The 613-nt window shown below is 64.4% G+C and carries 2 protein-coding genes; both read left to right on the top strand.

All coding sequences use genetic code 11. The features are described 5' to 3' along the window. The coding region (locus LPA54_RS35095) for a hypothetical protein (protein ID WP_228984651.1) at nucleotides 1-256 on the top strand (256 nt) is incomplete at its 5' end. A 28-nt stretch (nucleotides 257-284) separates the two neighbouring features. Next, nucleotides 285-613, top strand: a 329-nt coding sequence (locus LPA54_RS35090) for a transposase family protein (RefSeq protein ID WP_228984650.1), incomplete at its 3' end; no start/stop codon positions are given.

Genomic DNA, 613 nt, shown 5'->3' with positions numbered 1-613 from the left:
GGAAGCGAGTCCGGGTGTTGGGCTGCCGCCGGACGTGAAGGGGGTGTGTTCCCTGTTCGGGGACACGTTGATCTCCGACTTCATCTTCCCTTTTGGGCCCACGTTCATGGCCGAGAAGAGCCTTTGGGGCAGTGAGCTGGTCCGAAAAGGTCACCCTGTGATCTCAAAGGCCGTGCTCCCTGATGTCGATGGGATGCTTCACGGAACCTCTTTCATCCTGCGCTGGAGTGTGAAACAGGCTGGTCAGAGGGCGTAGTGACGAGGCAGGGCCCCTCGTCGTTGGCGTGGTGATTCCACTCAGCACACCGGCGACCGAAGGGGCCCTGTCGGTTCCGTATCCTGCCACGCTCGACGTCCCGCACGAACTCGTCGAGCATGTTGCCTGGCTGCTGTACGAACACCGCCGCGTCCGCAACACCCGCTGGCGGAAGCTCGGCTGCTTCAAGCAGGCGCTGCTCACGCTGGTCCATCTGCGCAAGAACGAGACCTTCTCGCAGCTCGGAGCCGGATTCGGGATATCCCAGGCCACCGCCTGGCGGTACGTCGACGAGGCCCTGGACGTACGGCCGGACGGAACCCCGCTGTGGTTCTCCCGCGCGACGCCGGGCCGCAC

This window comes from Streptomyces sp. DH12 (assembly GCF_020873895.1).
GTDB lineage: Bacteria > Actinomycetota > Actinomycetes > Streptomycetales > Streptomycetaceae > Streptomyces.
The sequence above is the reverse complement of the archived record's forward strand: the minus strand, read 5'-3'. Positions and strand labels throughout refer to the sequence as shown.